20 protein-coding genes and 1 pseudogene are annotated in these 25,818 nt (G+C 48.6%); 5 read left to right on the top strand and 16 right to left on the bottom strand.

What is annotated here, in order from left to right; all coding sequences use genetic code 11:
* Positions 1–79: 79 nt before the first annotated feature.
* Positions 80–3,265, bottom strand: coding sequence for a bifunctional P-450/NADPH--P450 reductase (cypD, locus tag NST22_RS03980; RefSeq protein ID WP_003242884.1), 3,186 nt, complete (start codon positions 3,263–3,265; stop codon positions 80–82).
* Positions 3,266–3,414: 149 nt separating this feature from the next.
* On the opposite strand from cypD, the gene NST22_RS03975 reads away from it, so the two are divergent.
* Positions 3,415–4,485 carry a DUF3900 domain-containing protein gene (locus NST22_RS03975; RefSeq protein WP_003233793.1) on the top strand — a complete coding sequence of 357 codons (1,071 nt, stop codon included), beginning with the start codon at positions 3,415–3,417 and terminating at the stop codon, positions 4,483–4,485.
* 34 nt (positions 4,486–4,519) lie between these two features.
* On the opposite strand, the gene NST22_RS03970 is transcribed toward NST22_RS03975, so the two are convergent.
* Complete coding sequence (locus NST22_RS03970; protein WP_003243182.1) at positions 4,520–5,629, bottom strand: FAD-dependent oxidoreductase; 1,110 nt, start codon at positions 5,627–5,629, stop codon at positions 4,520–4,522.
* A 162-nt stretch (positions 5,630–5,791) separates the two neighbouring features.
* On the opposite strand from NST22_RS03970, the gene yetL reads away from it, so the two are divergent.
* The gene (gene yetL, locus NST22_RS03965; RefSeq protein WP_003233796.1) at positions 5,792–6,295 is read left to right on the top strand and encodes a transcriptional regulator YetL; all 504 of its coding nucleotides are present in this window, start codon (positions 5,792–5,794) and stop codon (positions 6,293–6,295) included.
* 23 nt (positions 6,296–6,318) lie between these two features.
* On the opposite strand, the gene NST22_RS03960 is transcribed toward yetL, so the two are convergent.
* The 4 genes and pseudogenes from NST22_RS03960 to NST22_RS03945 all read right to left on the bottom strand — a co-directional run bounded on the left by NST22_RS03960 (position 6,319) and on the right by NST22_RS03945 (position 9,258).
* Positions 6,319–7,311 carry a DMT family transporter gene (locus NST22_RS03960; protein WP_003243771.1) on the bottom strand — a complete coding sequence of 331 codons (993 nt, stop codon included), beginning with the start codon at positions 7,309–7,311 and terminating at the stop codon, positions 6,319–6,321.
* Entirely contained in the window at positions 7,311–7,955 is a 645-nt protein-coding gene (locus tag NST22_RS03955) for a Bax inhibitor-1 family protein (RefSeq protein ID WP_003244397.1), read from the bottom strand. Before NST22_RS03955 ends, NST22_RS03960 begins: the two co-directional genes overlap by 1 nt.
* A gap of 109 nt (positions 7,956–8,064) precedes the next feature.
* The gene (locus NST22_RS03950; RefSeq protein ID WP_003244522.1) at positions 8,065–8,232 is read right to left on the bottom strand and encodes a YezD family protein; all 168 of its coding nucleotides are present in this window, start codon (positions 8,230–8,232) and stop codon (positions 8,065–8,067) included.
* 154 nt (positions 8,233–8,386) lie between these two features.
* A pseudogene (locus NST22_RS03945) lies at positions 8,387–9,258 on the bottom strand (STAS domain-containing protein).
* A 197-nt stretch (positions 9,259–9,455) separates the two neighbouring features.
* Between NST22_RS03945 and NST22_RS03940 the strand changes: the two are divergent.
* The 3 genes from NST22_RS03940 to hmoA all read left to right on the top strand — a co-directional run bounded on the left by NST22_RS03940 (position 9,456) and on the right by hmoA (position 10,834).
* Positions 9,456–9,950, top strand: a complete 495-nt coding sequence (locus tag NST22_RS03940) for a hypothetical protein (protein WP_339232956.1) — start codon at positions 9,456–9,458, stop codon at positions 9,948–9,950.
* A gap of 91 nt (positions 9,951–10,041) precedes the next feature.
* Positions 10,042–10,404, top strand: a complete 363-nt coding sequence (locus NST22_RS03935; RefSeq protein WP_003233803.1) for a VOC family protein — start codon at positions 10,042–10,044, stop codon at positions 10,402–10,404.
* Positions 10,405–10,507: 103 nt separating this feature from the next.
* A complete protein-coding gene (gene hmoA / locus NST22_RS03930; protein WP_003243958.1) occupies positions 10,508–10,834 on the top strand; it encodes a heme-degrading oxygenase HmoA in 327 nt (108 codons plus the stop codon).
* 36 nt (positions 10,835–10,870) lie between these two features.
* Here the strand turns inward: hmoA and NST22_RS03925 are convergent, their stop codons facing one another.
* The 10 genes from NST22_RS03925 to rhgW form a co-directional block, all read right to left on the bottom strand.
* Entirely contained in the window at positions 10,871–11,566 is a 696-nt protein-coding gene (locus NST22_RS03925; RefSeq protein WP_003233805.1) for a DUF421 domain-containing protein, read from the bottom strand.
* Between the two features lie 82 nt (positions 11,567–11,648).
* A complete protein-coding gene (gene lplD, locus NST22_RS03920; protein ID WP_003244472.1) occupies positions 11,649–12,989 on the bottom strand; it encodes an alpha-galacturonidase LplD in 1,341 nt (446 codons plus the stop codon).
* Between the two features lie 8 nt (positions 12,990–12,997).
* A complete protein-coding gene (locus NST22_RS03915; RefSeq protein ID WP_003242715.1) occupies positions 12,998–13,885 on the bottom strand; it encodes a carbohydrate ABC transporter permease in 888 nt (295 codons plus the stop codon).
* A gap of 13 nt (positions 13,886–13,898) precedes the next feature.
* On the bottom strand, positions 13,899–14,855 hold the full coding sequence (locus NST22_RS03910) for a sugar ABC transporter permease (RefSeq protein WP_003244086.1): 957 nt from the start codon (positions 14,853–14,855) through the stop codon (positions 13,899–13,901).
* A gap of 54 nt (positions 14,856–14,909) precedes the next feature.
* The gene (locus tag NST22_RS03905; protein WP_003244341.1) at positions 14,910–16,418 is read right to left on the bottom strand and encodes an extracellular solute-binding protein; all 1,509 of its coding nucleotides are present in this window, start codon (positions 16,416–16,418) and stop codon (positions 14,910–14,912) included.
* Between the two features lie 121 nt (positions 16,419–16,539).
* Complete coding sequence (locus NST22_RS03900) at positions 16,540–19,113, bottom strand: hypothetical protein (protein ID WP_003243379.1); 2,574 nt, start codon at positions 19,111–19,113, stop codon at positions 16,540–16,542.
* A 43-nt stretch (positions 19,114–19,156) separates the two neighbouring features.
* On the bottom strand, positions 19,157–21,148 hold the full coding sequence (yesZ, locus tag NST22_RS03895; protein WP_003242572.1) for a beta-galactosidase YesZ: 1,992 nt from the start codon (positions 21,146–21,148) through the stop codon (positions 19,157–19,159).
* A 7-nt stretch (positions 21,149–21,155) separates the two neighbouring features.
* On the bottom strand, positions 21,156–21,809 hold the full coding sequence (locus tag NST22_RS03890) for a rhamnogalacturonan acetylesterase (protein ID WP_003244014.1): 654 nt from the start codon (positions 21,807–21,809) through the stop codon (positions 21,156–21,158).
* A gap of 157 nt (positions 21,810–21,966) precedes the next feature.
* A complete protein-coding gene (gene rhgX / locus NST22_RS03885; protein ID WP_010886437.1) occupies positions 21,967–23,805 on the bottom strand; it encodes a rhamnogalacturonan exolyase in 1,839 nt (612 codons plus the stop codon).
* A gap of 45 nt (positions 23,806–23,850) precedes the next feature.
* Complete coding sequence (rhgW, locus tag NST22_RS03880; RefSeq protein WP_010886436.1) at positions 23,851–25,713, bottom strand: rhamnogalacturonan lyase; 1,863 nt, start codon at positions 25,711–25,713, stop codon at positions 23,851–23,853.
* Between the last annotated feature and the right edge of the window lie 105 nt (positions 25,714–25,818).

Below are 25,818 nucleotides of genomic sequence, written 5' to 3'. Positions count from 1 at the left end.
ATTGTATGCATCAATGTTTAGCGCGATCACCATTTTTTCGAAAGGACTAAAAAGACTGGATGTCTCCAGTCTTCTTTATCTATATCCCTGCCCAGACATCCTTAGCGTACATACCGGTATCCTGCAGATGTCTCAGCCAGTTTTGCGCTTCTTGTTCCCCGGTTCCATGGACAGCCTGATACGCTTTTTGAAGTGCCGCCTCCACATCCGGGGCCATTTTGCTGCCATCACCGCATACATAAAGCCTGCCACCGCGGTCAAGGATTGATATTAATGTATCTGCTTGGTCAGCCATGAGATGCTGGACATATGTTTTCGGCATGCCCTCTTTTCGGGAAAAGGCTGTGTGGACAGTGACGATTCCGTCTTTTTCAAACCGCTCAAGCTCATCTCGGTAAATAAAATCCCGATCGTTCCTGCATCCAAAATAGAGATGAGCCTCACCGAGCGTTTTGCCCTCCCGCTTTAAAACATCGCGGGCTTGAAGGAAACCGCGAAATGGCGCGACTCCCGTGCCTGGCCCGACCATAATAATTGGCGTTTCAGGGTCTTTCGGAAGCTGAAACCGGGATTCCGGTGTGCGGATAAACATCACGACATCATCACCGGCTTGACGCTCAGCTAAATCATTTGATGCCACACCCCTGTATTCGCCACGGCCGCTCCACGCCGGGCCGCGCACGACACCGACTGTGATCGATGCTTGCCGCGGATTCACTCTTGGAGAGCTTGAAATCGAATAGTATCTCGGTTTTAACGGCCGTAAAAGCTCTAAAAATCGTTCAAACGGCATGTCACACGCTTCATACTTTTCAAGCAGATCCAGCATGGAAATTCGTTTTTTCAATATTTGCTCCTGATAAACACCCTCTGCTGACAGTTCTTCTAATTCGCGCCTATGCGGCGGACACACTGTAAATGACGCCAGTTCACGTATTTGCGCTCTTGTGGCTGCTTCCTGCACCTCGACGCTGTAGCTGAGAAGATCATGCAGGCTGACAGGACGGCCCAATGGCAGATGCCCCGCACTGCGGCCGCTTGCCGACAATGTCACTTGGTCGGTTCCCTTCAGACCGAATCTGTGAAGAATCCGGCTGACATTGGTTTGGCTGTTTTTTGGCAATACGCCAAGATGGTCGCCCTCTTGATATTCAACATCCGGCGGCAATGCAATTTCGATATGGCGAGTGCTTCGATCGCTGTCTGCGGACTGGAGTTCACGATTTTCGGCAATGGATGCGTGAGAGGCTTCGTACGATCTAGCGAGCGGAGACTCGCCCAGCCCTCTGACAAACTGAAGGCTCAGCGTGCTTCGTTCCTTATCAGCGTTTTCATTAAGCTCAAGTCCGAATGCTTTGATGGCATCCGCCCACATGCTTTTTTTCCACTCGTCAAGCTGCCCTTCAAAATCACCGCTCACATCCCCTTCCCCGCGCGCAGAAAACCGAGTCGCGCCTTTCTCCGCAAGCTGCTCATCAATGAATCTCGGCACGTATTGATACGTGCTCGCCCAGTTGTGGTCGCCGCAGCCAAATACCGCGTAATGGACGCCCTCAAGCTCACCCGGTTTGATTTCTTGAAGCCACTGCACGAATTGTCCGGCATTGCTTGGCGGCTTTCCATTATAAGACGAGGTCACAATGACAACCGCTCCCTCTTTCGGCAGCTTTCCAATCCGGTCGTTCAGAGGTGCTGTCTTTGTCCTTACGCCGTGAAGACTGGCAGTATCAGCAAGCTCCCGGGCGACGCCTTCTGCGGTGCCGGTATCTGAGCCGTACAGCACGAGAAGCGGGCGGTTGTTAAGACCGATGACCGATGCACCCTTTGCTTCCGTTTTCTCCTTTTGCTCATCAGGCGCGGCTTTTTCAGCTGCCTGGACGTCTGCATGAATGGCTTCCTGATGACGGCTTTGAACACTGATGTGAAAATCGCCCGGCTTAAGTGTTAAGGTTTGTTTGATATCAAGCTCATAATTCTCATGATCAATCAATGTGAAATATTTTAGAATCATGCCTAACACAAGTGTGGCTTCATGAAGGGCAAACTGCATGCCGATACAGGCCCGTTGTCCATTTCCGAATGGTTTGTACGCATGATGAGGCACTTGGTCCTGATGCTCAAACCGTTCCGGCCGGAATTCTTCTGCGTCCTTTCCCCAAGCGTCTCGATCACGATGAAGCTGCGGAATCAGCACAGAAATTCTGTCATTCGTCGTGATCGGAAATTTTCCGCCAATGACTGTGTCTTCTTTTGGATAAAGGCTGAAAGCCGGAGCTGTCGGCCATAAGCGCAGTGATTCATTTAAAATCATCCGTATGTATGTAAGCTCCAGCACTTGTTTATAGGTCGGCGCTGCATCCGTCAGCACCCGATCGACCTCTTCATACGCCTTTTTCAGTTTGTCAGGATGCTTCAATAAAAAGTAAGTCGCAAAGGAAAGCAGGCCGCTCGTTGTTTCATGGCCGGCAATCAAAAACGTGATGATCTGAAAGCGGATATTTTCGTCGTCGAGCTTTTCACCAGTTTCCGGATCTTCCACATTCAGCATGCGGGCGAGCAAATCTTTTTCATCCTGGTCTCCATTCGCCCTGCGCTCTGCAATAATGCTGTCGACTAACGAAAACATCGTTTGAATATCATAGCGGAATTGCCGCTTTGTTCTGACCATAAGCTTATCTTGAACATCAAGCCGCTGCATTTGATGCATCGCTTCATCAAGCGCCCGCACCATGCTGTTGATAAACGGGTGGGGCGTTTCTCTGTAGTAACTGTTAAAGCGGTAGTTAAACCCGCATAGCCCAATGGTGTCGAGCGTCAGCCGGGTCATATCTCCCGGGACATCGACTGCTTCATTCGGGTTGAGCCTTGCCCATTTTTGAATGAGCTGAACAGCGATATCGACCATTTTCTCATGATAGTCCTTCATGGCCCGCTGGCTGAACGTCGGCATCAGAATGTTGTGCGCTTTTCTCCAGTTAGGCTCATGCGTCCAGCTCGTAAACAATCCGTCACCGGAAAATGCGCGAACCTTTTCCAAGGCGCCTTCAATGCTTTTATCAAACCGTTCTTCATCACAAACCTCTTTCACCAATTCATGGCCGGACACTACAATGGTCGTGCCCGCGGGTGTATGGATTTGAAAAATCGGGCCCTGTTCTTCCGCCAGTTTGATCAGCGAAAGCGTCGGTTTGTCTTTATCAATTAAAGGCAAATTGCCGAGCGGCCCAAACGTCTTCGGCTGAGGAATCGGGCTTGTTTCCTTCATCGAACCATTCCTTTCCGTATGAAATGCCTTCTATTTGACTACATTTCCCTTTCATGGTCATGATTATTCCGTTCTCCCAATTGACGCATGATCGCTGTTTTTTCTATACTTGAGAAGCTGTACAATACGCGAATAAGGTGAGTTTATATATGGATTTTGAAATTCGGTTTTTATCCTTTTATGTCATACAGGTGGAAGGCAAAGATGAGCAGGCGAACAAGCAGTTCAAGCACTTCCAGACCCTTGATACGGGAGAATTTGAAGAAAGCGAGCTGAAGGACTTTCTCGACGGGGAACTGAAAAAAATCGTTAAACGGAAAGCCGACCGCCATCCGCAGTCCGAGCAGGTGCCGACGAAAATCGGCCATTTTATCGTCGAGCCCGGCCACGAGCTCGATTCCAACCCAAACTACAACATGTTCAACCGCGCGCGTCTGGCGGAAACAAAAGAAGACTTCAATGAGCTGAGCGAGCAGTTCGTCCGCACGTACCTTGACACAAGCGCGGTTCGCGGCGGCGTGTTTCTCGTCGCTTCGGCCGTGCCGAGAAAATACTTTGATGAGTCATTTGTCTTCATTATGAAATGTGATTTTGAGCCGAAGGTCGCCCGCATCTCTGACGCGTCTTCTCTCATTAAAAAAGTCGAAATGGCGATCACGACAAAAAACATGAAAAGCATCCAATACCCGTACATGCCAGAGGAAGGAATGGTCGAGGAAGGTGAACTGAAAATCCACCAGGCCTCGCACGCCCGCTATTTTGAGGACTTTCTGAAATTCGTCGAGTACGGAGAATCGATGCCAGAAATCATGAAAAATCAGGTCATGAACATGGTACAAGAGCACGTCTACGAGACATTTGAAGACAACAGCGAAGAACTCAAGCAGTTCGAGCACGACATTGAGATTTGGGAAGCAAGCGAAAAACGGGAAATCCAAGAGCGCCTCGACACCCATCAAGTCATCGAAGCCTCCGCCCAAATCATCGAGCACACGCCAGAGGCCCAGCTGAAAATGAAAGTCGGAGAAACAGAGATTAAGGGATTGCTAGCGGATTTTGGCGATTCTATTCATCTCGCAAAAGTAAACGGGCGCTATGTCGCGCTGATTGAAGCCGAGACGATTTCGTTTGAGAAAGGCAGTTCACCGGTGGAGTTTTATAAGCCTGAGGGGCTGCATGAGGTGATTGAGCGGATAAGGAATAAAACAGAGCAAGACTAAAAAGTCCAGAAATCACTTTCTGGACTTTTCCTATTTAATACCCTTCCCTCAACACCGCATAGCACTCCCCAATCAGTTCTTCCGCTCCCGGCTCTCCTTTCAGCCTGCGGCGGACGATTTCAGATGATAGGTTCTGGACTTTGAGCGCTCGTGGGGCTCTTCTTTTATAGTACGCCTGTAATGCTGTTTCGTGGTCGGCGTGGTTTTGGAGTTCTTCGGCGAGGACGATGGCATCCTCGATCGCCATTGCCGCTCCTTGTGCCAGGGTTGGCGCACCGGCGTGGGCGGCGTCTCCTCCGATGATGACGCGGCCTTTATGCCATGGCTCCTGCACGGCGACCTGCTCCAGTTTGTTAAAGATGACAGGATGCTGTTTTGACATGTGCTTTGTGACAAAATCCAGCCCCCGAAAACCAGAAAGAATCTCTTTTACTCTATCAAACCGGGTATCTTCCTCATCCCAGTAATCGCTCGTGCAAGGCTGGAGGACGAAGACATAGCCAGCGTGTTGTGCCAATGGCACCACCCCGATTTGTGTGTCTCCGCTTCTATACATGAATGTTGCGTCCTCGAATGTGTAATCAGGAAGTTCGATATAAAAGCGCCACGCTCCCATGCCGAGATGCTCTTTTTCCGTTTCCTTTTGCAGCATCTTATCACGAACAACGGAGTGAATGCCGTCAAAGCCCGCCAGAATGTCAGCCTGCATCTTTTCTCCATCTTCACATAAGGCAGTGACCGATTCAGCAGTTTCTTCATAGGCGACAACCTTTTTCCCCCACTTGATGTCTACACCCACTGCCTCGGCATGCTTCATGAGAATGTCATTTAACGTTTTGCGCAGGATATTATTGCGTCCCGGAAGTGAATCGTCTAAAAAGGATTCACTGACTTGAAACAGCAAATTCCCCTGTTCATCAAACGTTTTAAACCATTCTGTTTGAAAGCCGTGCTTACAGCAATCTTCGAATACGCCCAGTTCTTTCAACACCGCCAGTGCGTTTTGCGGCTGAAGAATCCCCGCACCTGTTTTTCGATTTTCTGAAGCCGCTTCACATAAGGTGACGGAAAACCCTGCCTTACGGAGAGAAATGGCCGCTGACAAGCCGCCGATTCCGCCTCCTGCTATTAACATATGTTTCATATCAATAACCACCTTTTCAGCTCTATATGTATTAGTTAGGCGCCTAACTATATTACCTTACTATGTCCCAAGAAAAGCTGTCAATCATCTCCAAGCCAAGTTGCGTTATGGTTTTCCCTCCTTTATAATCGTGTCACAACGAATGTACGGGAGCTAATTGCGATGGAATTAAAACATTTACCGAAATATAAGCATATAACAGAGCACGCCGAAACGTATGCCAATATTGACGCCGGCTCTCTTGAATTGTTTTTATCTCTTTTTGATATTTCAAAAAAAATGAATCATGTGATGGAGCATTACTTTGCTGGCCGAGGGCTTTCAGAAGGAAAATTCAAAATCCTGATGCTGCTCTTTGATGCCAAGGATCATAGGTTAAGTCCGACAGAGCTTGCCAAGCGGTCAAATGTCACGAAAGCAACAATTACAGGCCTGCTAGACGGGCTGGCGAGAGACGGTTTTGTCAGCCGCAGGCATCACACAGAGGATAAACGAAAAATCAGCATTGAACTGACAACAGAAGGCAAAGCACGCCTGGAGCAATTTCTGCCCGGCCATTTCAGCAAAATATCCGCTGTCATGGAAAACTACAGCGACGAGGAAAAAGACATGTTCGTGAAGATGCTTGGTGATCTTTTTGAAAGGCTGAGCGTGTTTAAAGACTAAAAAACCCGTCCGATCCGGACAGGCTATAGCGTCTTTTCTTCTGCAGCCGGATACGCATCCGGCTGTTTTTTCTTTATGACCGTAACAAATATGCCGCCGATGACACATGCAATGCCGATGAAATGCACAAACTCAAATGGCTCCTTCAATATCACGCCTGACAAAATGACAGCTGAGACCGGAAGAACGGATGTGAAAATGCCCGATACACCCGCCGGCACCTTCGTCACCCCGCTATACCATAAGTAAAACGCCAAAACAGTGACAAAAAGCGCGTAATACAGCACATACGACCAATCCAAAACAGTCGGCACGCTGTAATCAAATGAAGAGGCCTCAAACAAAGCAAACGGGAGAAAAAACAGGAAGCCGAAGAGCGATACGAAGGTCGAAATCGCCAGTGCCGAAATATGCGGGGATAGCAGCTTGGCCATCAATGTAAACAACGCTTCGCCAATGACTGCAGCAATGATCAGCATGTTCCCGAATAAGGCGTGCGGCGTCCCGTCTTGGCTCCCGGCTCCAAACAAATTAATCGCCATTACGCCGCAAACCGCCAGCAAAATGCCGATCAGCGTCTTTTTCTCAATTTTTTCTCTCAGCAGGAAAAAGGATAAAATACCGATCAACATGGGGGTTGTGCTTGTCAAAATGCCGCTTTCCGTTCCCGTCGTATATTGAACCCCATACAGCAGGCAAATACTGAACAAAAACACGCCTGTGAATGATTGCACCAGTAATACGAACACATCTTTTTTCGTCAAAGCCGGAAACCCTTTTTCAATGCAAAACAGCAGCATGAGCAATACGACAGAAGCGATCAAAAAACGCAATCCTGAGGAAAGAAAGACCGGAATCCGTTCGACCATCAGCTTGCCGACAACGACAGAACTGCCGACGATCGCCATAGCTGCTGCCAGAGATACATATGCGCCCATTTGTTTTTTCACCAATACTCCACCTGCCTTTTTGATGTATGGCAAAAAGCGCCTATCCAATGACAGACGCTTTTTCATTAATCATCACTGCTCAAAATGCCGAAGAAGCGGAGCAGGTTGATGAACAAGTTGATAAAGTCTAGGTACAGCGATAACGCCATAACCGGAATCAAGTCTTCCGTAATGTGGCGGTGCTTGATTTGGTTCAAATCATACAAAATGTAAAGGGAAAAGACGATGGTTCCGATCACGGAATACGCCATCATCGCCGCTGAGTTTAACGGGCTGAAAATGTTGAAAATCCCTACCACTGCGAGTGCGAGCACCGCAACCAGCAGAAACGACCACAGGAAGGATAAATCCTTCTTCATTTTTGCGCCGATTGTGCCCAAGACGGCAAAAATGACAAATGTAGAGCCAAAGGCTTCGAGCACGACATAGGCGCCGGCGATGGAAGCGTAATGGCTGACGATCGGAAATAAGGTAATGCCGGAAACGAACGCGAATGTATATACAAACGCATACCCGACCGCTTTTCTTCTGCGCATCCAGAAGGCCAGAATAATCATCGCCACTTCAAGAATAGAAAGCGGCAGCATCAAAGCGACAGGAACAAATTGGCCGATAAAAAGGCCGACAGTCGCGATCAGCAATGTGAAGACAAAGACTGTCAAAATGCGTTGCATGATCGATTGCTTACTCTCGTGAACCGTAGCTTGCATGTCAAAAATCCTCCTAAAAAATGATCTTAAAGGTCTATTATATAAAAATTGGATGAAATATGTATATGTTTTAAGGAGAATTTAATGAAAACAAACGCCCTTTACATTATCATTTTGATTCTTTCCTTTTCAGCGAAAAACGGTGCTTTTCTATTTTCTCAATTTGGGTAATCTGAGAATCATGAACCGTAATCTGAACCGTGCCGAAATCGAGTGTTTCCAGCGAGCTGATGATTTTTTCAATCACTTCCGGATCAATCGTTGATTTAGAAACCAAAAGACCTTCCCCCCTGTTGAATAGGTTTTAATTCACAGTATTCTTATAAGAATTATAATATTATGTTTTTTTCGATAAATCAATGGTGATTTCTGTTCAAATCAAAAAGGCATATGATCACCCGGTGACGGACAATCATATGCCTGGAAACTTCCTATTTGTTTTCTTCCAATTCCTCAACAATACAGCGGACACCCATGTTTTCTAATGCCTGCTTCAGCGTGCCGTACGTTTCATATTCACTAAAATCAAGCCCCAATTGAATCGATGTTTGGGCCACATCCGGGCGAATTCCTGAAAATACGGCTTTGACGCCTAATAAGAAAAGTGTTTTAGACAGGTTGTACAATTGCTGAGCCACCATGGTATCCACAATCGGAACACCCGAAAGATCAACGACGAGGCTTGTGATTTTTCTCTCGACACAGCGGACCGGCACTGTTTCTAAAATGACCTGTGCCGTTTTGTATCAATGGAGCCGATAAGCGGCAATATCCCGATTCCATCGGCAATGGAAATGACCGGGCAGCCAAGCTCTGAGATCAGTTCCTGCTGAGATGTAAGCCTCATCAGCATGAATTTTTGGTACTGCTCGGAGAATTCAATAATCAGCTTATCGAACGACTGATTCACAATGCGGTTCCATCGGTCTGCATCCTCATTTGTCACAATCTCCTGATTCTCTTTTATAAATGTGGCGACTGCGTCCCAGAATGAGATTCTTGAATTGGATATGGCTTCTACGACCTCATGCACTTGAACATCCTGCTCTACCCTGTTTTTCGCAACGTTTTGCGCCCATTTTGTCATGTTTTCTTGAAAATCGGTTTGATCCTCCAGAAATGCGCTTGCGATTGTTATATTGGTAAATGTATGCTGCTCGGTTAAAAGTGTTTTCGTTTCTTCACTTAAATGGCTGGCGGAATATAGCTCGCCTTTTAGCTGGCAACGCAAACTGAACCATTTCTCAGTAATATCCGCAGTGTTGTCTATGATATATTGATATAATAATTGATCGATATTCACGGTCTGTCTCCTTTTTCGTAATAGAAGCACTTTCATTATAAAATGATAAATCGGAATTGTGAATAAGACTAGAGAAAAATCAAATGATTCTGCTCTCTGAGAGCATTCCAGCTTCATATCCTTAGGCGAATGCACCAATAAGAGTCCGCCCGCATAAACTGCAATGTACAGTTTACAATGAGAAAGGACGTTATCACATGTATTATGTTGATCCTTATATGTTTGCGGGGCATTTTTATGAGCCTTGGCCTGCTTTTGAATATGAATACCGATATCCATGGCCTGGCATTGGCAGCGGCGCTGTTCCGGGCTCTGGCGGCGGCTCCGGTCCTGGCATTGGCGGTGGTGCTGTTCCAGGCTTTGGCGGCGGCTCCGGCCCTGGTATTGGCAGCGGTGCCAGCCCAGGCTTCGGCGGTGCGCCGCAGGGACCTCCTCCTTCCCAAATACCAGCGAACCCCCCAAAACCGCAGGGTTCTCAAGGAGCCGTTTTGTTAGTTGAACCAATCACCATTCGTCCTTGCCTTTTCCGATTTACCTATGTCTGGTTAACCAATGGCCGCTCATTTTGGTTTTACCCGATCATCCTTGGCAGAAGATCCGTCGGCGGCTTTTATTGGGATTCCTCACGGCGCCGCTGGGTTTATTTCGCCTTAGACACAAATCACATCGATGTTGTAAGCTGCTCATTTTAATAATCAGCCGGTTTCCCGGCTGATTTTTTTATGTTACTTCGGCCGTAAACAGGTTATAGTATTATTATCTTTTCAACTTGGAGGTTTCCCTATGATCAAACAAATTGGCACTGTTGCTGTATATGTCGAGGACCAGCAGAAAGCGAAGCAATTTTGGACAGAGAAGGTAGGCTTTGATATTGCAGCGGATCACCCAATGGGACCTGAAGCAAGCTGGCTGGAGGTTGCGCCAAAAGGAGCCGAGACTCGTTTAGTCATTTACCCGAAAGCCATGATGAAAGGCTCAGAGCAAATGAAGGCTTCTATTGTGTTTGAATGCGAAGACATCTTTGGTACATACGAGAAAATGAAGACAAACGGTGTAGAATTTCTCGGTGAGCCCAATCAAATGGAGTGGGGCACCTTCGTTCAATTTAAGGACGAAGACGGAAATGTGTTTTTATTAAAAGAATAAACTGTTGCGCACGGCGGTTCGATTCCGCCCTGCGCTTTCTTTGACATTGAGAATGAATTTCATTTACAATTATTCATATGTGAGAATGATTGGAGTGAGACAAATGTTTGTACAGTTGAGAAAAATGACGGTTAAAGAAGGCTTTGCAGATAAAGTCATAGAACGTTTCAGCGCTGAAGGAATCATTGAAAAACAAGAAGGTTTAATTGATGTGACAGTGCTTGAGAAAAATGTGCGCCGCGGTGATGAAGAAGTTGTTGTCATGATTCGCTGGGAATCAGAGGATCACTGGAAGCAATGGGAAAAAAGCGATGCGCATATCGCCGGCCATAAAGCAAACAAAGGCAAACCAAAGCCTGACTATCTGATCAGCACTGAAGTGAGCATGTACCATGTACGTGCTGTCAAACAAGGGACATACAATCAATAAAAAGCTTGCGCCTTGCTGCAAGCTTTTTTCTAAGAGTCATGTTGATCTGCTTTGTTCGTACGTTACAGTATACAGCGGCTTATTTTTATGCCATTCTGCAAATAACACGTCCTCTGTCTTATCAATGTTCTTCTTTTTCAATTCTTGTTTCAGCCACTGTTCATCCACACCTGCTTCCTTCAAATTATCCCGCACAATCTCTCCATCTATGATTAACGTGATCGGCAGAGAAACGGACTTCGAAGGAATCTGCAAATCCTTATTTGTCGGTTTGTCAAAGTCTGATTTTGGAAGCACGCTGACCATCCCGTTTGTTTCAAGAATCGCATATTCTACTTCTTGGATCGAAAAGCTCCCAGCTTGCCTCAATAGGCTTTGCAGCTGGTTAATGTCTATCTTATTTTTCTTCATTACTTTATATTGAAGCTCCCCTTTGCGGATGACGATATTCGGCTCGCCCTCCAAGAACTTTCGCGATGATTTCATTTTTTGCGTGATAAATTCAATAATATAAATCAGCACGCCCCACAATAGCGAAGCAAAAATAATTTCTTTGATTTTGATTTCATGATCGTAGACGGCATTTCCGACCAATTCACCTAAAATTAAAGCAGAAATAAAGTCAAACGGCGTAATTTGAGAAAATTGGGTTTTCCCGAGAAGCTTTAAGATGATAAATAAAATGCCTAAACCGCAGACCAGTTCTACCGCAACACTTAAATAATTTCCCATATTGATAGCACCTACTTCTTGATTATACTATCAGTATGGTCAATGCTTTCCTTTCTAAACCGGAAAGAGCTAATCGGCAAGCTCAGCTTTGCATGATGCATTGGAGCATGTCATTGAAAAGCTGCTCTGCATCACTGCGGTCAATCTGGACAAGCGGGTCATTGAGGAAGGCTTGAAACGCGAGGCCAGTATCCTTTGTTAAACCTGCGTCCGCCACTGCCTCCTGATTGGATATATGCCTAGCCGCCAGCATTTCCACACCTTTCGGAAGCGCTCCGGACAAAATCGGCTGGACACGGTTCCTTGTGATGAATGCGTTTGTTTCGACAATGGCTTGTATAGGAAGGTTTAAGACCTGGCCTTGATTCGGCATATTTACATTTGTGACGAGTTCACCCAATCCGAGAAGAGCCGCTATGATGTTCACGCCTTCTTCTCCCGAAGCTTTCTCAGCAACGCCCCGTTGTTGCACGATCAACCGTTCTGTTTCTTGTCGTTTCTCAGCTCTGTCTTGTTTTCTGAATGATATAGGTGTGAGATGAAATTTCCATACTTCAGGCTGTTTGAGGTATGGGCCGGGAAGAAACTCTGCCAGATGCCTGTCACCCGCAGCAGGGATGGCGCCATACGTTTCAAATAAATCAAACGCAACACGGTGTGCCGAACAAAAGACGCTGTCCCTCCAGCATTCCCCCTCCAGCTCATATCCTGATTCCCCATAGTGCGCGCTGAATTCACGGAATATAGGCAACAGGTCAATATGGCGGTAAGAGGCTTTTGTGATCCATGTAAAATGGTTAATGCCGAGCACATTAACGCGGATATCCTCACGCCGCGGCACCTCAATCCCCAGCCTTTCCGTGACCATTTCCGCCAATAGCTTTTGCGTCCCGAATACCTCGTGGCAGCAGCCAATCGCTTTGATGCCGGGAAACACTTTATACAGCACTCTTGTACAGACAGACATCGGGTTTGTATAATTAATGACCCATGATTCAGGTGCGTAGTCTCTTATTGCCCGGGCAATTTCCGCAAATATCGGCACAGCACGCAAGCCCCTGATGATCCCTCCAGGCCCGACAGTATCACCTACAGACTGATAAATACCGCAGCGCTCAGGCAAGTGCACATCGACTTCCATATCATCCAGTGATCCCGGCAAAATGGAAATAATGACGATATCCGCGGCTGATAACGCCTTTTTCAAAGTAGAAACAGCCTCATATCTCCATCTGCCGTTCCCGCTGTGATTGCCGATCACTTCATTTTTCTGAGCGGCTTCAAAATCAAGATCATAGAGCGCCACCGTGCCTGACATCCGTTCATCAATCGACAAATCACTCATCAGGCTTCTGGCCCAGCCTTGGGACCCCCCGCCGATATAGGCAATCTTAATCTGATCTAATGTACTGATATGAAACACTCCCTTTCTCAGCCTTTCACCGAACCGATCAGCATTCCTTTTGCAAAGTGTTTTTGTAAAAATGGATAGACCGCCAAAATCGGCAGCGTCGCAATGACAATGACAGCGAGTTTAATTCCCTGCTCCGGCGGAACTGCATTTTGCATCGTATCACCATTGGTCGCCGTTAAATCCGATAAAATTGTGACTTGGCGAAGCACCATTTGCAGCGGCCATTTTGCACTGTCATTGATATATAAGAGAGCGTGGAAGAAATCATTCCAAATCCCGACCGCATAAAACAGCGCAAAGGTCGCAATAACTGGCTTTGACAGAGGCAGGGCGATCCGCCAGAAGACGCCGATTTCGGAACAGCCGTCAATTTTTGCTGATTCCTCCAGCTCGCGCGGCAGCTGCTGAAAGAAGTTTTTGATAATAATAAGGTTGAACGGATTAATCGCCATCGGCAGAATCAATGCCCAATACGTATCCAAAAGGCCAAGTGATTTTACGACAAGGTACGTCGGAATCATGCCGCCTGAAAACAGCATGGAGAAAATCACCAGATTCAACAGCAGATTCCGTCCCTTCACATGCCGTTTCGCCAGCGGATACGCCATCGTGAAGGTAAAAAACAGCTGTACAGCCGTCCCAACCACCGTGATGAAGATGGACACGCCCATGCTTCGAAGGAACGTCGGTGTCGAAAACACATACTTGTAAGCATCAAGTGTAAAGGTTTTCGGGAAAATAAAGAAGCTCCGCTGGGCGAGTTCCGCTTCTGTCGCAAAGGAACCGGCGATAATATATAAAAACGGCAAAATGGTAATCGCGCCGACACCGCCGAGAAACAGAATGTTGCAGACGTCAAACACCCGTCCGGCTTTGGTGTTGTGCATCGTGTGAATTTCAGCCATACCTCTCCCTCCTCTAAAACAATCCTTCCTGATCAAACTTTTTCGCAATGTAATTGGCGCCAAAAATCAAGATAATCCCGACAACTGATTTAAACAAACCGACCGCCGTGCTGTAGCTATACGCCCCTTGGGTAATCCCCATCATGTACACATACGTGTCGAAGATGTCAGCCACACTGCGGTTGAGTGAGTTCGTCATCAAATACACCTGTTCAAAGCCAAGATTCAAAAAGCTGCCGATTCTTAAAATCAACAAAACGATAATGGTGCTTCTAATCGCCGGCAGCGTAATATGCCACATTCTCCTGAACCGCCCCGCTCCGTCCATGATGGCCGCTTCATACTGCTCTTGATCAACCGTAGCAAGCGCTGCCAAAAATAGAATCGTTCCCCAGCCTGTCTCCTTCCAAATGCTTTGCATCACAATCATTGGCCGGAACCAGTCTGCATCCGACAAGAAAGAAATCTGCTCACCTGTCAGGCTCATAATCAATTTGTTGATCACACCTGTATCGACAGTAAAGAAAACGAAGGTGATGCTGACCACAATTGTCCATGATACAAAATGGGGTACGTAAATAAAGGTTTGGATACATCTTTTATACACGGCCTTTCTTACCTCATTCAAAAGCAGAGCCAAAATGAGAGGCGCGGGAAAGGCAAACAAAAGATCCAGACTCGCCAGCATGAGGGTGTTGCGCAGCAGCCGGAAAAAATCCGGATTCATAAAAAAGTCTTTGAAATAATCAAAGCCGACCCATTCGCTTTTCCAGAAGCCGAGATATGGCGAATAGTCTTTAAAAGCGATCAGCACACCCCACATCGGCAAGTATTTGAAAATCAAGAAATAAAGCAGACCGGGAATAAGAAGAAGATAAAGCCATTTGTCCCGTTTGAGCGCAGCCATCCAGCTGATGCCTTTTCCAGCGGTGAGAACAGGTGCATCTCTCTTCTTCGGCACTGTTTCCATATCTGTTCTCCTTTCGTGATACCGGGGCGCCCGCCGAAAGGCAGGCGCATCGGTTTATTTTGACGATTGGTACAATTTGTTCAAGTCCTTCATCAGTTCATTGCCGCCGCTTTTTTTCCAAAGCTCCACCGCATCATCGAACCCTTTTTCATCAATTTCTCCAATGATAAATTGTGTTCTCGCGTCGAGGATGATGTTGTCAAGCTGGGCTCCTTTTTGGGTATAGACATCAGATACAAGCGACTCAGCAGGGTTAAAGACGGCTATTTTTTCTCCTTCGGTTATGATGTCCTTGCGATGCTGGAAGAGCTTGGTTTTCTGGTCTTCGATGTAATACTCGCTTTTCGGAATCGACATGCTGAACTGTGCCAAGCCTTCATGCTCATACAGGAGAGATTTATTGTTTTTTTCAAGTGAGGTGAATACGCCGTCCTTGAGCTCGTAATTGCGGCCCTTCACTCCGTTGTTCGTGAGAATCTGCGCTTCCTTATCATTCATCTTATCGAGGAAGGACAGCACCTCTTTCAGCTCTTTTTCGGTTTTGACGCTTGATTTTGGTATCGTGATCATGCCTGAATAACCAGATGTCGGGAAGGTGCGCTTGCCATTCGGTCCCTCAAGCGAGCCGACGATATCAATGATATCCTTGTTCGACTCATCCGCCTCCTCCATCGCGCTTTGGATTTGAGACGCTCTTGAGCCTGTATCAACGATGACACCCGCTTTTCCTTTTACAACCGGATCATTCCACTTCGCAGAATCCATGACAGCAAAGTCCTTATTGATCAAGCCCTCATCATAGAGCTTTTTAAAAAACGTGAGCGCATCCATGTATTCCTTCGTTGTAAAATCTGGAATCAGCTTTCCGTTTTCAACACCGTAGCGGTTCGGAGCGCCGAACCAGATTTGCAGAACATCCCATGGGCTTCCGTTGCCGAGTCCCATCCATTTCGGCACGACCATGCCGTACGTATCATCCTTGCCGTTTCCGTCAGGATCTTTTTCCTTAAAGGCTTTCAGCACTTCATAGAAATCATCAAGCGTTTCCGGCATATCCAGACCGACATTTTTCAGCCAGTCGGTTCTGATGATCATACACGCCCTGATCAGATCCCTCGTTCTGTAGATTCCGTACACCTCGCCGTTCACCGAGCTGTTCTTCAAAATCTTTTCATCTGCCTGGCTTAAATTCTTGTAGTCTTTTAAATAAGGAGACAGCTCCCAAAACGCCCCTGCTTTGACAGATTTGATAAAGCCGGCTGACTTATCTTTAATGACAATCGCGTGAGGCATCTCTCCTGAAGCCATGACGATGTTGAATTTGTCGTTGTAGGATGAATCAGGCACCCATGTGACCTTAATCTCTTTGCCTGTGTATTTTTCGAGCGCTTTTAATGAAGGGCTCTTATCACTTGGGCTTTCCGGCGATAAGAGCGGCGCCATAATTTTGATCGTATCTTTCGAACCGCTTGCTGAATTGGATGTTTCCGAATGGCTGCATCCGGCGATCATCATGGCAGCAAGCGGCAAGGCCATCCATTTTTTTCGCATTCTTATTTTCATGTTGCGTAAGTCCCCCTTTTTTCAATTTGCATTTCCCCTTTGCCCCTCTCAATATAAAGCGCTTACATAAATTCTTGCAATCTTCATTTTTTGCACCATTTCTCCTATGAAATTCCGGCTGTTATCCTTTTTTGCCCGATGTTTCTTTTTTTGCCGGAAGGGAATCTCCGATCAGTTCCAGCGCCGCTATGACATTTAAACACCATTGAGAGACAGTGTTCGTTGTCACCCATGGAAGCTCCTCTAGCTGCGTCCATGTCTCGATGCGCTCCGGTTTGATCGGAAGCGGCGTATGGCTGAGCTTATCTTCTAGCAAAAGATTCCACGCTTTGGCGGCGAGATGAGGATCTTGCTTTTTTCTTGCGGCGTAGGCTGTCATACCGGCGGCGAACATCGGCCAGTGAAAATGCCCGTCATGAAGAGCGCCTCCGCTTTTTTTTCGTTTTTCCTCATCACTGAGTGTGTAAAATTCGCCGAATTCACTCAGCATATCCTCCCATTCCCAGTCATCAAGAAGCTCAGCCAGCTCCATCCACACTTGCGGCGCGCCGAAGGCAATGATCATATGATATCCGCCCGCAATGCCGTCTCCCATATGATGAAGCATCGAGGTCGCCGGATCATATTCAAATGTCGGGCCAGATAATAAGCGGAGCGGCAGCCGCTTCAGACAGTTGATTCCCGTTTCGATTTTTTTGAGATATTCCGAATTTTCGGTCCGCTCCCATTCCGCCAGCCAGTTCGAGCAAAACGCCGCCCAGTCCGGTCCCGTTCTGGCGTGAGTCGGGTGCTTGCCTTTCTCGTAAAAAGCGCGCATCGGATCGGTTTTGACAAGGGCATAATCGGCATCCTTCACTTCTGTCAAAAGATCTCCCGTCCGGTCATCACCCGTCAGATAATAATAGAATTTATGAAGCCCGGCCATGCTGATTCTCGCTTCCTTGCAGCCGCATCCCCAGTGCACAACATTATGCCGTGAGCCAAGCCCGGCATATTCACCGAGGTGAAAGCTGTCCGTTTCACTCGTATGGCGGGTCATGGCTTCTGCCATTCGGAAGATATCCTCTCTGCCTGAGCGGAAAAACGCCTGCCACAGCCATAGGGTCGGAACGAGCTCATTGTTTTGCCATGCGTATCCGCCGAGATCGTACCGCCACATATGCCGGATCGGGTCATACGTATGCATGACATCGCCATAATGCCAAAAACCGTACCATCTGCGTTGCTCTACTTCCTTTTTATAAAACAGAAAGGCCGCATCAAGCTGTTCTTCCAGCTCTTTTTTGAGCGGATGGGATGTGTCAATGATGCTCCATACCCCGAGTGCTTTTGATTCGTAATAGACGTCCGGCTCGCATACAATGAGCGGGGGCGCCTGCCATTTGTCAGCCAGCGCATTGAGGACTTCGTCAGACGGCATGTGCGAAAAGCACGCCAGGCTTATTTCATTTGTGTTCGCAATGCCTGTCGGATCAGAGCGCATTTCATCAAAGCCTTCATACGCGCTGGCCACGTGAGTGTTTCCTGTATAATGCCGCAAATCCATCGCTTCGCCGTCCGGAGGCCAAAGCCAGATAGTCATTTTGGGGCGGCTGCCGGCAAGACCTGTGATTTCCAGTGCTGAAGGATATTTCTCAAAGAAATACCGCAGGCCGAGAGCCACACCGCCATTTTTTCCGCCCGCATAGCAGAGCCCCTTCGCCCGGCTGCCATGCAGCATTCCAACCCACGCATAATCTTTTCCGGTCCGTTTTGACAGGCTGTAATGATCGCTGGAATCTTGCACGATCTTGACATCGTCCCAAACCGCATTCTGTGTGCCATGTGCAAACCATTCCTTATGCTCTTCATCTGGAGACAGCATTTCGCCATTGATTTGTTTTTCATAAAGCGGATATCGTTCATTGAATTTACGTGTGCCAAACAGCTGGGCGGGTTCTTTATACATCCCTTTCTCTCCCGCAAAGCGGAAATGGCGGTTGTACGGCTCTCCCTCCAAAAAAAGGTCGAATTCGATGCCGAGCCCCTTAACGAATTCTAGTTTACCGCTCCTGTCAATCAGCTGCGTGTGCACAAGGCCGATCTCAGACAGCCCGGCATAAAACGTTAATCGGATGACAAACGGCAGCCATTCCTCATACGTTTTATGAAGCACATGCACTCCCTCGATTTTGACTACTGCTTTGACAGGACCACTCTGCTCAATCGCCGCCCGTTTGATAAAGCTGACAGACCTTTCATGCAAAAGAACCATTTTCGCCGCTGACTCTTTTCTCGTTTCTCTTATCGCAACGAGCCTCCCGCCTGCGGCGATCGGCTTTCCATTGATCTGCAATGATTGAATGAAATCAGATCCTGTTTTATGAATGGTACAAACGAGTGCTCCTGTATCCACTTGGATATCATGCTCTGTCTCAAGAATGCTGAGCGATTCAGTTGGCTGCGGCACTTCTCTTTTGTGCACTGTAAAGCTTTGGTTTTCCTGACCGCCAAACACCGCCGCGTGCTTCGTCCACTTGATGCTCCCGTCCGGCCAATAGGCCGACGGTTCGCTTTGCACATATCGCGTTTCCGCGTTTTCATTCATAAGCGCCAGACGGTCTCCTTTTTTTAATTCTCCTTTTTTCCATGGCATGCCCCACGTCACGCCGCTTGTCACCTTTGGCTGTCCTGATAACCATTTGATCTTTTTCATCTGTCTCTCCCTCCATAGAAAAAAGCTGATTCGATACAAAGAATCAGCTGTGATTGTCAAATTGAATCACACGGTATTCATGCGGTCCGACCGCCAGTCTCCCCGCCTTTTCCAAGCGGTGCGTCAACAAATCCGTTCCCGATTCCGGCAATGTCACGCTCCCGCCTTTTCCATCCATATTCACAACGATCCACACAAGGCCGTTTTCGCCTATACGCGGGGCAACGATCGTGCCGGGTGTCACATCCGACCGGCTGGAAATAACAGCTTCCTCCGCATAATGCCTGACGAGCGCTTCCAGCATCGCATCCCCTTCTTTCCCGGATGGAAGCGAGCCCAGCATGACAATTTTCCCCTCGCCGTAATTCCGTTCCGTCAGAAAAGCATGGCCCGCCCCCGGTCCTGCTTCAACCGTGCCAAGGGTGTTTCCGCTCTCTGTGTCAAACACCGCGCTCCACAGTCCGAGCGGCGCCGTGATGCCAAACGCTTTTCCTGTATTCACGTTCTCATTCATCGGAAAGGTAAAAAGTGTTTTGATCCCTGACGTTTTCTCAAGTTCGCCAAGTCCGCAATCGGTATGAATGGTATGCTCGCATGTGCGTCCTCCTGTCAGCGGCCCGGTGATCCAGATGCCGCCCGCTTCAGCGAATGCCGAAGCTTTTTTGATAAATTCAGAAGACAAATACGGCACAAATGGCGTAAACAGCAAGCGATAGCCGTCCAGTGGAGCGCCTTCCGGAATAAGGTCACGGTGAATCCCCGTGTTGAGAATACGTTCATAAAAATGCGTCACAAGCGAACGATGCCGGAGTCCCCGGTGAGGCTCAGTTTTAATAAATGCTTTTGCTCTGTCAGAGTAAGTCATCGCCGCCTCGGCTTGAACGGGTTCAGTCGATAGAATAATAGGCTCGATTTCCTTTCTTGCCCGCTCAACCGCCAGCACATTTTGATAGCCGATGGTGGGTTCGCCCCAGGCACTGAGAACCGAACCGTGGGAAATCTCGCTGCCTGAACGCTGCTGTCGCCATAGCCAGTAGCAAAACCCCTGGCTCCCTAAGGCGTAGGACGATACGGCTTCGGCCTGCAAATACCCGTCTGCGTGCGGGTAAGCGGAGCTTTCAAGCGAGGCGGCATACGACGGACTCGTTTCCAAAATCCAAAACGGGCGCCCTTGTTTCAGATTTCTCCATAAATCACAGTTCAATAAAAAGGCAGAGGCGTTTTCCTGCGAAGCGTACGTGTCATAGGAGGCAAAATCGAGATTCTGAAACATTCGCTCATTGTCCACGCTGAACATGACTGATCCGTTATGCGTGATCGGCGCATCTGAATAGCAGCGGATGATTTTGGCCTGTTCATCCGCAAACGAAGCGATCATCTCCATCGAAAACAGCTGATACATAGTGCGTAGAGAGGCATGATGCAGAAACGGGGCCGGTCCCGGCTGCGGGACTTGCTCAAACGTCTGATAGGTCTCGCTCCACACATCGGTTCCCCAAGCTTCATTCAAGCGCTCAATTACCCCGTAGCGATTTTTGAGCCAGTCATGCCATAGGCGCAAGCATGTCTCACACATGCATTCTGCAACATGGCATTTAAACTCATTGTCTAGCTGCCATCCGATCAGCCCCGGGAGCCGGCCAAGCTCCTTGGCGATGGCTGTGGTGATGATGGCGGCTTTTTTTCGGAAATACGGGTTGTTCGTACAGGCATGCTGACGGGAGCCATGCCCCATGATCTCTCTTTTTTCATTGGCATGCATGCGTTCGGGCCGGCCATGTGAGAACCAAATCGGCGGGGTAGGCGTCGGCGTGCACATAATCGTTTCGATCCCGCTATCATACAGCCGGGCGATGATTTCTTTGAAAAAACCGACGTCAATTTTTCCTTCTTCAGGTTCCATGACTGACCAGGCAAATTCGCCGATCCGCACAACATTTACGCCAACTTCACGCATGATGTCAATGTCCTGCTGAATCGTCTCTTCATCCCATAATTCCGGATAATAGCAAGCGCCATGATACAGTTTTCTCATCACATTTTCACCTTTCTTTGATGATCGATTCTGTCAATGGCAGGCCGAGCTCCTTTATGCCTTTTGCCACAAGTTTCGCCATTTCATTTGCGCCTTTTTTTGTAAAATGCGTGTAATCGTTAATCCCTTCTGAAATCATAAAATAGGTGTACACTTTTTCCTCGCCCTTCTCAGTAAAGAAAGCGAGACTTTTCTCCATCAGATCAATGAGCTGGACATTCTCCTCAGCGGCCGTCTGCTTCATGGCAATGCAGTAATCAGGAAAATCGTTCAAAAACACGCCGTTTTCGTAATGAAAGCGGGCTACGGGGGTAATGAGAAGCGGATGGGCGCCTTTTTCCCGCGCGCCTGCGATATACTGCTTTAAATATTGTTTATAAGTAGTATAGGGCTCGGTGTAGCGCTCCGGCTTATTTTTTGACGCGTCATTATGGCCCATCTGCACGAACAGCCAATCATCCGGCTCAATCACATCGAGGATTGCCTGAAGCCTGCCCTCTTCCACAAATGTTTTCGAGCTTCTTCCCCCGATCGCTCTGTTGATCACTTGAATATGCTCCGGCAGATGCGAGCCGAGAAACTGCCCCCAGCCCCCTTGATTTGTGCTGTCTCCATACGTTTGAACAGTCGAATCGCCGGCAAGATAAATATGATTTGCCATTTTTTCATTCCTCCTCGTTTTTTATACAGCTTCCATCACGGATAGCTCTTCCCTTGAAAAAACCGGTGCGTACAGCGCTTGAGCATTGGTTCGTCCTGCCAGTTCTCTAATCATCTTGGCGTAGCGTTCAGCCTTTGCGTCTTATCCCTTAGTCCTCCTACAGCGGCGCCTCCGCTTTGCTTCCCGCTATGTACAGGGCGGGCTTCGGCGGTTTTTTCATTCCCGTTCCGAGGTAAAAGCTCGTGTGCGGCGGCTGGTTGTAGGCGGTATTCTGCCAGGCGATGCCGAGCCTGTAAACCGGATCATGCATCAGCGTGTAAAAGCAGTGGCGGGTGAGATGTGTTGTTGTATAGATACGGAGCGCGCTGCTGTCTTCCGTTCTCCATATCACTTCTTCCCGCCAGTCTCCGAACAGGTTGGCCTGAAGAACCGGGTTTCCTTTCGTGCCGTTGTTGGACAACACGCCGGCCGGCTGAAATATCGTCTTCAGACAGCCGTTTTCAGCATCCCATTTTTCAATCTTTGGCCTGCCGATCGTTCCGTCCCAGTCATGATCAAGCAGTTCTCTGACCAAATCACCGTCCCACCAGATGGCGAAATTGGCTGAAGAGGGCGCTTTGTCGCTGATTTTTTCGCCTTTGCTCGTGAAAAGCCCGTACGACATGCCATCATTGCCCGGCGGATCAATTCCCCAGACGAGCGATCCTTTGTAGCTTGGATCAATATGAGCCGCCATGCCCCGGCCAACGTCAGTTCCAGCATGGACGCCCCATAATATCTCACCGGTTCCGGCATCTCGCAGCGACAGTCCGTACGGCTTCGTGGCGTCCTCATGCACCTGGAACACTTCAAGCCCTTTTCGTGACGGGTCCAGATCCCCTACATGCATCGCGTCTCCGTGCCCGAGGCCCGTTGAGTACAGGCCGGTTCCGTCATGATCGACAGCCATTGCGCCGTATATGATTTCATCCTTTCCGTCTCCGTCGACGTCCGCCACGCTCAAGCTGTGGTTCCCCTGTCCTGCGTATGCTTCATGTCCCGGCTGGTTGGAGTCAAATACCCATCGTTTTTTGAGCCTTCCGTTTCTGAAATCGTATGCCACGAGCACGGTTCTCGTATAGTAGCCGCGCGCCATAACAAGGCTCGGCCGCTCCCCATCCAAATAAGCGGTCCCGGCGAGAAAACGGTCCATCCGGTTTCCATAGCCGTCTCCCCAATCCTCCAGCTTGCCGCGGGGCGGTTCATATTCCACGGTCGTGAGCGCCTCACCGGTTTCTCCTTTAAACACGGTCAAATATTCCGGACCGGACAAAATTCTGCCCTGTTCGTTTCTAAAATCGGCCTGCTCATCACCGATGATATGTCCTTTCCCGTCTGTTGTGCCGTCAGCTGTTTTCATGGCGATTTCTGCTTTTCCGTCACCGTCAAGGTCATACACCATAAATTGCGTGTAATGAGCACCCGCTCTGATGTTTCTGCCGAGGTTGATGCGCCACAAAAAGGTGCCGTCCAGTTTATAGGCATCTATGAGCACCTCCCCGGTATAACCGTCATGAGCGTTGTCTTTTGAATTGGACGGGTCCCACTTCAGGATCATTTCATATTCTCCATCCCCGTCTATATCCCCGACACTGGCATCATTGGCGCTGTAAGTGTACGGCTTTCCGTCCGGCGTCACACCGCCTTCCGGTTTGGCAAGAGGAACCTCCAGGACATTTTCCTGCCAAACACGAGCTTTCTTGGAAAGCTTTTCTTCCCGTCCTTTATTGACAGCCGCCACTTGATAAACAGAGTCAGCCGTTCCGTTTTGATCGAGAAAATTAGTGCTTTCAGCGATTGGATCGCGGGTGATCCGCTTTCCATCCCGATAAAGGTGAAAAGCCGTCGTCTCATGATCCGTGCCGAGAAAACGCCAGCTGACAAACACGCCCTGTTCTGTCTGTACCGCAATCAAACCTCTGGTCAGGTATTCCATTTGCCTCTTTTTTGGTTTCATTTGATGGGAACGGGCTGCGCGCAGCCCGTTCCTTCCCCCTTTCAGTTAAGGCGTATACATATTTGGTTTTGGCTGTTCCGCCATGCCGTCTCCTAAAAAGAAGCTTGTGTGCGGCGGCTGGTTATAGGCGATATTTTGCCAGGCGATGCCAAGCCGGTACACCGGATCGTGCATCAGCGTATACAGCCTGTGCTCAGTCGGAATGGTCGTCGTGTAAATGCGCAGAGCACTGCTGTCCTCCGTTCTCCACACCACTTCCTCGCGCCAGTCACCGAGCAGATCAGCCTGAAGCGTTGGTGTTGCTTTTGTGCCGTTGTTAGCCGCTGCGCCTGATGCAGTCAGCATATTTTTCGATACGCCGTTTTGATAATCCCACTTATCAATTCGGTTGCTGTCCAGCTGTTCCCGGAGCAGATCGCCGTCCCACCAGATGCCGAAGTTGGTCGAGGACGGAACCCCGCTTCCGATTTTGACCCCTTTCGCTGAGTAGAGAGAACCGTTTGCCCACACCTCCTGTCCCGGATAACGCGGGTCAATATCAGCAGCCATTCCCCGGCCTACATCCTTGCCGGCATAAACGCCCCAAAGGATTTTTCCAGTTGCAGCATCCCGGAAAGATAAGCCGTATTTTGCATTTTTGTCCTCATGAACTTGAAACACCTCAAGCCCCGGCCGGCCCGGATCAAGATCTCCTGTATGGAGGGCATCCCCATGGCCTAAGCCGGTCGAGTACATGCCTTTCCCGTCATGATCAACAGCCATTGAGCCGAAAATAATCTCATCTTTTCCATCCCCGTCAACGTCCGCGATGCTCAGGTTGTGATTCCCCTGTCCGGCAAACGCTTCATTTCCTGACTTTGAGGAGTCCAGCGTCCAAAGCTTTGACAGCTTTCCGTCCCTGAAGTTATAGGCAACTAGCATGGTTTTAGCGTAATACCCTCTGGTCATGATCAGGCTCGGCCGCTGTCCATCAAGGTAGGCAATGCCGGCGAGAAAACGGTCAACACGGTTGCCGTAGCTGTCTCCCCAATCCGACACATTGCCGCGCGCCGGTTCAAAATTTGCGGTGACAAGCTCTTTCCCGGTTGAACCTTGAAACACAGTGAGATATTCAGGGCCTGAAAGCACACGCCCCTGTTCATTTCTGTAATCTGCATTGGCATTTCCAATTACTTTGCCCGTGCCGTCTTTTGTCCCGTCTGCCGTTTTCATTGCCACTTCTGCTTTTCCGTCACCATCAAGGTCATACACCATAAACTGGGTGTAGTGCGCGCCCGCTCTGATGTTTTTGCCGAGATTGATCCGCCATAACTTTGTGCCGTCCAGTTTATACGCGTCAATCAGCACGTCACCCGTATAGCCATCCTGTGAATTGTCTTTTGAGTTGGACGGGTCCCATTTCAGGATCAGCTCGTATTGCCCGTCACCATCCACATCGCCAACACTTGCGTCATTAGCGCTGTACGTGTAAGATTCACCCTTTGGCGTCGTGCCGCCAGCCGGTTTATCCAGCGGGACGGAATGATACGGCTGCGCCCATACGGAGGCTTTTTCAGAAGCCGGCTGTTCGGTACCGTTTACAACAGCCCGAACCGTATACGTTGAGCCCGCCGAACCGTTTTTATCCACATAGTTCGTTGTTTTGACAGGCGCAGCATTCAGTTTTTGCCCGTCTCTGTACACATTGAACAAAACAGATGCGTTTTCGGTTCCAAGAAACCGCCAGCTGACAAAAATGCCCCCGTCCGTCTTGACCGCTACAAGCCCCCGGTTCAGCGCTTCCATCTGCCGCGCTGCCCCTTCAGCTTTCACAGGACATACAGAGGTTCCCATCACCAACAAGACCAGCAACGTAACAGCGGTAAACATGCGTTTCCTTCGTCTAATCATCAGACAGCTCCTTCTCATTTATCTGTAAGCGCTTACTTAAATTGGATTTTATGCGCTTTGTGAGCTGTCTTCAATTTCACTTTTTTGCATCTGCCTATTTCGGACACTGCACTTTTTTGCTTA

Origin of the sequence: Bacillus sp. PS237, assembly GCF_037963345.1 — a bacterium.
Lineage (GTDB): Bacteria > Bacillota > Bacilli > Bacillales > Bacillaceae > Bacillus > Bacillus subtilis.
The sequence above is the reverse complement of the archived record's forward strand: the minus strand, read 5'-3'. Positions and strand labels throughout refer to the sequence as shown.

Bases quoted from the DNA above. Each gene is read 5' to 3' on its own strand.
- hmoA (WP_003243958.1), top strand. From the start codon at position 10,508: ATGTTTGTACAGTTGAGAAAAATGACGGTTAAAGAAGGCTTTGCAGAT.
- cypD (WP_003242884.1), bottom strand. From the start codon at position 3,265: ATGAAGGAAACAAGCCCGATTCCTCAGCCGAAGACGTTTGGGCCGCTC.
- NST22_RS03955 (WP_003244397.1), bottom strand. From the start codon at position 7,955: ATGCAAGCTACGGTTCACGAGAGTAAGCAATCGATCATGCAACGCATT.
- NST22_RS03925 (WP_003233805.1), bottom strand. From the start codon at position 11,566: ATGGGAAATTATTTAAGTGTTGCGGTAGAACTGGTCTGCGGTTTAGGC.
- NST22_RS03940 (WP_339232956.1), top strand. From the start codon at position 9,456: ATGTATTATGTTGATCCTTATATGTTTGCGGGGCATTTTTATGAGCCT.
- rhgW (WP_010886436.1), bottom strand. From the start codon at position 25,713: ATGAGAAGGAGCTGTCTGATGATTAGACGAAGGAAACGCATGTTTACC.
- NST22_RS03890 (WP_003244014.1), bottom strand. From the start codon at position 21,809: ATGGCAAATCATATTTATCTTGCCGGCGATTCGACTGTTCAAACGTAT.
- rhgX (WP_010886437.1), bottom strand. From the start codon at position 23,805: ATGAAACCAAAAAAGAGGCAAATGGAATACCTGACCAGAGGTTTGATT.
- NST22_RS03935 (WP_003233803.1), top strand. From the start codon at position 10,042: ATGATCAAACAAATTGGCACTGTTGCTGTATATGTCGAGGACCAGCAG.
- NST22_RS03970 (WP_003243182.1), bottom strand. From the start codon at position 5,629: ATGAAACATATGTTAATAGCAGGAGGCGGAATCGGCGGCTTGTCAGCG.
- NST22_RS03910 (WP_003244086.1), bottom strand. From the start codon at position 14,855: ATGGAAACAGTGCCGAAGAAGAGAGATGCACCTGTTCTCACCGCTGGA.
- NST22_RS03905 (WP_003244341.1), bottom strand. From the start codon at position 16,418: ATGAAAATAAGAATGCGAAAAAAATGGATGGCCTTGCCGCTTGCTGCC.
- NST22_RS03900 (WP_003243379.1), bottom strand. From the start codon at position 19,113: ATGAAAAAGATCAAATGGTTATCAGGACAGCCAAAGGTGACAAGCGGC.
- NST22_RS03960 (WP_003243771.1), bottom strand. From the start codon at position 7,311: ATGAAAAAGCGTCTGTCATTGGATAGGCGCTTTTTGCCATACATCAAA.
- NST22_RS03975 (WP_003233793.1), top strand. From the start codon at position 3,415: ATGGATTTTGAAATTCGGTTTTTATCCTTTTATGTCATACAGGTGGAA.
- yesZ (WP_003242572.1), bottom strand. From the start codon at position 21,148: ATGAGAAAACTGTATCATGGCGCTTGCTATTATCCGGAATTATGGGAT.
- yetL (WP_003233796.1), top strand. From the start codon at position 5,792: ATGGAATTAAAACATTTACCGAAATATAAGCATATAACAGAGCACGCC.
- NST22_RS03915 (WP_003242715.1), bottom strand. From the start codon at position 13,885: ATGGCTGAAATTCACACGATGCACAACACCAAAGCCGGACGGGTGTTT.